This window comes from Okeania hirsuta (assembly GCF_003838195.1).
In the GTDB taxonomy this organism is placed as follows: Bacteria; Cyanobacteriota; Cyanobacteriia; order Cyanobacteriales; family Microcoleaceae; genus Okeania; species Okeania hirsuta.
Genome location: NZ_RCBY01000407.1, coordinates 1 through 3,806 on the forward strand (window position 1 = coordinate 1; position 3,806 = coordinate 3,806).

Annotated in this window: 7 protein-coding genes and 1 pseudogene; 4 read left to right on the forward strand and 4 right to left on the reverse strand. The window is 44.5% G+C overall.

Going from position 1 to position 3,806, the window contains the following annotated elements; genetic code table 11:
- Together D5R40_RS30990 and D5R40_RS30995 are read left to right on the forward strand one after the other, a co-directional pair.
- Window positions 1-216 (forward strand): NADP-dependent isocitrate dehydrogenase (locus tag D5R40_RS30990; RefSeq protein ID WP_205127768.1); only part of this gene is annotated, 216 nt, incomplete at its 5' end.
- Between the two features lie 8 nt (window positions 217-224).
- Window positions 225-1,040, forward strand: a complete 816-nt coding sequence (locus tag D5R40_RS30995; RefSeq protein ID WP_124155725.1) for an oligosaccharide flippase family protein — start codon at window positions 225-227, stop codon at window positions 1,038-1,040.
- Between the two features lie 73 nt (window positions 1,041-1,113).
- On the opposite strand, the gene D5R40_RS43595 is transcribed toward D5R40_RS30995, so the two are convergent.
- Window positions 1,114-1,482: a pyridoxine/pyridoxamine 5'-phosphate oxidase gene (locus D5R40_RS43595; protein ID WP_240041692.1), complete on the reverse strand. Its 369-nt coding sequence runs from the start codon at window positions 1,480-1,482 to the stop codon at window positions 1,114-1,116.
- Window positions 1,483-1,493: 11 nt separating this feature from the next.
- Window positions 1,494-1,760, reverse strand: a complete 267-nt coding sequence (locus tag D5R40_RS43600) for a pyridoxamine 5'-phosphate oxidase family protein (RefSeq protein ID WP_240041691.1) — start codon at window positions 1,758-1,760, stop codon at window positions 1,494-1,496.
- Window positions 1,761-1,783: 23 nt separating this feature from the next.
- Here D5R40_RS43600 and cutA point away from each other — a divergent pair.
- Together cutA and D5R40_RS31010 are read left to right on the forward strand one after the other, a co-directional pair.
- Window positions 1,784-2,109, forward strand: a pseudogene (gene cutA, locus D5R40_RS43150) (divalent-cation tolerance protein CutA).
- A gap of 166 nt (window positions 2,110-2,275) precedes the next feature.
- A complete protein-coding gene (locus D5R40_RS31010; RefSeq protein WP_205127771.1) occupies window positions 2,276-2,587 on the forward strand; it encodes a GNAT family N-acetyltransferase in 312 nt (103 codons plus the stop codon).
- Window positions 2,588-2,663: 76 nt separating this feature from the next.
- Here D5R40_RS31010 and D5R40_RS31015 read toward each other — a convergent pair whose 3' ends face one another.
- Window positions 2,664-3,056 (reverse strand): hypothetical protein, encoded by a 393-nt coding sequence (locus tag D5R40_RS31015; RefSeq protein ID WP_124155726.1) that lies wholly within the window; start codon window positions 3,054-3,056, stop codon window positions 2,664-2,666.
- Window positions 3,057-3,354: 298 nt separating this feature from the next.
- A complete protein-coding gene (locus D5R40_RS43155) occupies window positions 3,355-3,750 on the reverse strand; it encodes a lipoprotein N-acyltransferase Lnb domain-containing protein (RefSeq protein WP_124155727.1) in 396 nt (131 codons plus the stop codon).
- Window positions 3,751-3,806 lie beyond the last annotated feature (56 nt).

Below are 3,806 nucleotides of genomic sequence, written 5' to 3' on the forward strand. Positions count from 1 at the left end.
CTATGGGACAGCAATGGAGATACTCAGGATACCAAAGCCATCATTCCAGATAGCAGCTATGCAGATTTGTATCAGCAAACAGTCGCTTTCTGTAGAGATAATGGAGCCTTTGATCCCACGACTATGGGAACGGTTCCTAATGTAGGCTTGATGGCTCAAAAGGCAGAAGAGTATGGGTCGCATGACAAGACCTTTGGCATTTGCTCTTACCCCTGAGCATCTGGATGGAAGGCATAGCACAGGCCCTGGGCTTTCGATTAAACCGTGTGAAGGCCTATAAGGCACTATCCATTGCTAAGCTCATACGATCGGTCCTGACGGCCTTGTTAAGCCTGGGGCTGGCCTTTGTTTACGAAGGCTTCGAAGGTTTGCTTGTAGGATTTCTGGCCGGGCAGGCAGGTATGTTGATTTACTCCTTTGTATACTTTCGGCAGCATATTTTTAAACCCGCAAAGAAGGAAGAAGCTACTAAACTAAAAGAGATCGCGAGGCAGTATGCTGACTTTCCTCGCTATTCGGTAGTCAGCGCATTGATGAACACGGCCAGCAAACATTTGCCCTTCTTCCTATTGCCTCGACTATTTAATACCAATGTGAGTGGCCAATTCACCAAATCTGATCGAGTGCTCAATCTACCAGCAGTCCTGGTGAGTATGTCAATTGGACGGGTGTATTTTGAAAAAGCGAGTAGGGCAGTGGAAAGTAGTGAGAAAGATCTGGCTCAACTCACAAAAGACACCTTTCTGCGTCTCTTTTTGTTAGCCATTCCTTTTTTGGGAGTAATTATTCTATGGGGACCGGAACTTTTCAGTTTTGTGCTGGGAGAACCCTGGCAGCTGGCCGGAGAATATGCACGCTGTATCATGCCCTGGATGTTTATGGTTTTTATTGCCTCTCCTTTGTCCTACCTCATCGATATTAAAAGAAAGCTTAAAATTTTTCTCTACTTCAATGTGCTGCTCTTTTTGGTTCGCCTGGTGGCCCTTCTTTTAGGAGCTCACTATCTGGATGATATGGGTACAATGTGGCCTTTGGTTTGAGTGGGGCCCTGATGGTTTTTATGCAATTGATTTACCTTTTGTACCTGGGAGGCGTATTCAGGCGAAAGAAAACCTAAGGAGCTATTCTCCCTAACTTCCAGTTGTCGCCTTCCTGCTTGTAGATGATGCGGTCGTGCAATCGACTTTTCCTTTCCCTGCCAAAACTCAAAATAGTCCGAATCAGTTTGTATCCTCCCCAATACTCAGGTCGAGGAAAAGTCTCTTCTTCCGCAAATTTTTCCTCAAATGCTTTAACCCTTTCTTCCAAAACGGACCTATCTGCAATCACTTGACTTTGAGGGGAAGCCCATGCACCGATTCGGCTCCCTCTTCCACGCTGCTGAAAATAATGATCCGAATTCTCCGGACTTGCCTTTTCTACCTTACCTTCAATCCGGATTTGCCGTTCCATGCTCTCCCAAAAGAAAGTGACCGCAGCCAGAGGATTTTCGGCTAATTCTTTCCCTTTTCTACTTTCATAATTGGTATAAAGAAAAGACCTTCTTCGCTAAAGCCTTTAAGCAAGACTACCCGTTGAGAAGGTCGACCTTGGGAAACGGTTGCAAGGATCATGGCATTGGCTTCCTTTACCTCGCCCTCATCGGCTTGTTTAAACCATTTTTCGAACTGCTGAAAAGGATTGGGATCGACCATGGATTCGTCCAATTGGTCTTTGCCATAATCCAGGCGCATATCGGGAAGCTTATTGCTGATTGACATAGGAAATTCTTTATATTGCTCCAATGGAAGCCCGTTTTATTTACATTACCTGCAAAGATAAAACAGAAGCATTAAGTCTCGGAAGACTTTTGTTAGTTGAGAACCTGATTGCCTGCGCAAATGTTATGGAAGGGATGACATCAGTTTATCGGTGGGAAGGTAAAGTGGTAGAGGATCAAGAGACTGTATTGATTGCTAAATCAGTAGTTCCAAAGTTCCCGAATTGATCGAAAAAGTAAAAAGCGCTCATTCCTATTCCATCCCTTGTGTCGTCTCTTTGCCAATAAAAGAGGCCAACCCCGAGTACATTAGTTGGATTGGAGATGAATTGCAGATCGAAAGTAAATAATACCTATGATACAAATCCGAAAAGGAGGACCGGAGGATATTCCCGCCGCCTTTAATCTGGTCAAAGAACTGGCCATTTTTGAAAAAGCCCCCGAACAAGTCATTACTTCCGAAAAGATATATACTGAAGATGCCTTTGGAGGAGAGAATCCCTGGTTCGAGTTTTTGTGGCTGAGGACGAAAGCGCCGGCATTGTTGGTGTTTCGATTTTTTACTTTGGTTATTCCACCTGGAAAGGACGTATGCTTTACCTGGATGATCTGGTCATCAACGAAGCTCATCGCCGCAAAGGCATTGGCAAAATGTTACTCGACCGCCTGGTAGCCTACGGAAAAGAAAAAGGGGTCAATCAAATGCGGTGGCAGGTATTGTACTGGAATGCGCCTGCCATTAAGCTCTACGAGAAAGTTGGCGCCTCCATTGAAGATGAATGGCTGGACTGCAAGCTTTCAAAGGAGCAGATGGAGGGGTGGAAGTGAAACATGTTTGAGTATTGGTGTGTTGGAGTTGAGTCTTATAGAGCATCCCAGAACACAAGAACACCCTAACACTTCCCTATAGTTTATTGTACAATACCCAACTCCTCAAAGCAATGATCAAAAGGATTGGAATGAATGCAATGTGAAAGGATTGCGGAATGATGTACCAGCCCAGAAGAAGCAGGACTGCCAGACTTCCGCTAGCCAGAAAATACTTGTTCAGCCAATCAGGACGTGATTTCCTGAAGAGAAGAATTCCTGCTACGATATGGGTTGGAAGAAACCAGAGCAAATTCCAGTTTTGCTTGGTAGCAATATGGTCTGTACAAACCAGAGAAACAATATAGTAATCCGCCCATTCCCAGTATGCTAAAGAAAATGCCATCTCCGACAAATTTTTGCTTTTCCACTGCTCGATTCTTCCACGTAAAAAATCAACTGCCAATAAAGCAAGAATGCCCAGGGTCAATGGAGCAGTGAAAGGATTTCCCTCAGTAATGGGAGAAGGCGCATCGTAGAGGTTTTGTTTGCTGGCTATTAATGGCCTCCATCCTTAATGAGCACTGGCCAATACAGAGGAAAGGTAATCCGGATGAAAAGTCTGTTCCAGGGAGTAGCTTTCACATCTACAACTGCTCCAATAGCGAGATCGATCCCAAATCCATCCAGGATTTTCTCCCAGGTATTGATCCAGAATGTCTCGAAAGGTGAAGGCTGAGGGTTCATCTTTATGGGAATTGTCAATTCGCCCTCCAACTCATTGAATACTACGTCTCTGATTCGGGTCGCAAATTATCAAAGAAGAAATCGTAGAGGTAAAATCGATTTTCCGGCCGCATATTGTTTTCCAGAAAATCAAAGATTCGCTGATTCTGGGCGGAATCTAAATCAAATACTTGTTCGTAAAAGGAGCGCTGAAAATACTCATACACGTATTTAAACTGTGGATACTGATCCACGTCCAGAAAATACATGAGGTCTCGTTGGATGAACTTAGGCAGGAACATGGGATCCGAGAAATCGAAAGTCCCGTATCCGTAAACCATGTCTATGCGATTGACAGGATCGTAAACCCGAATCAGAGACGTAGTATTCAATGAGTTGGAGGGCGAATTGACAATTCCCAATAAAGATGAACCCTCAGCCTTCACCTTTCGAGACATTCTGGATCAATACCTGGGAGAAAATCCCTGGATGGATTTTGGGATCGATCTCGCTA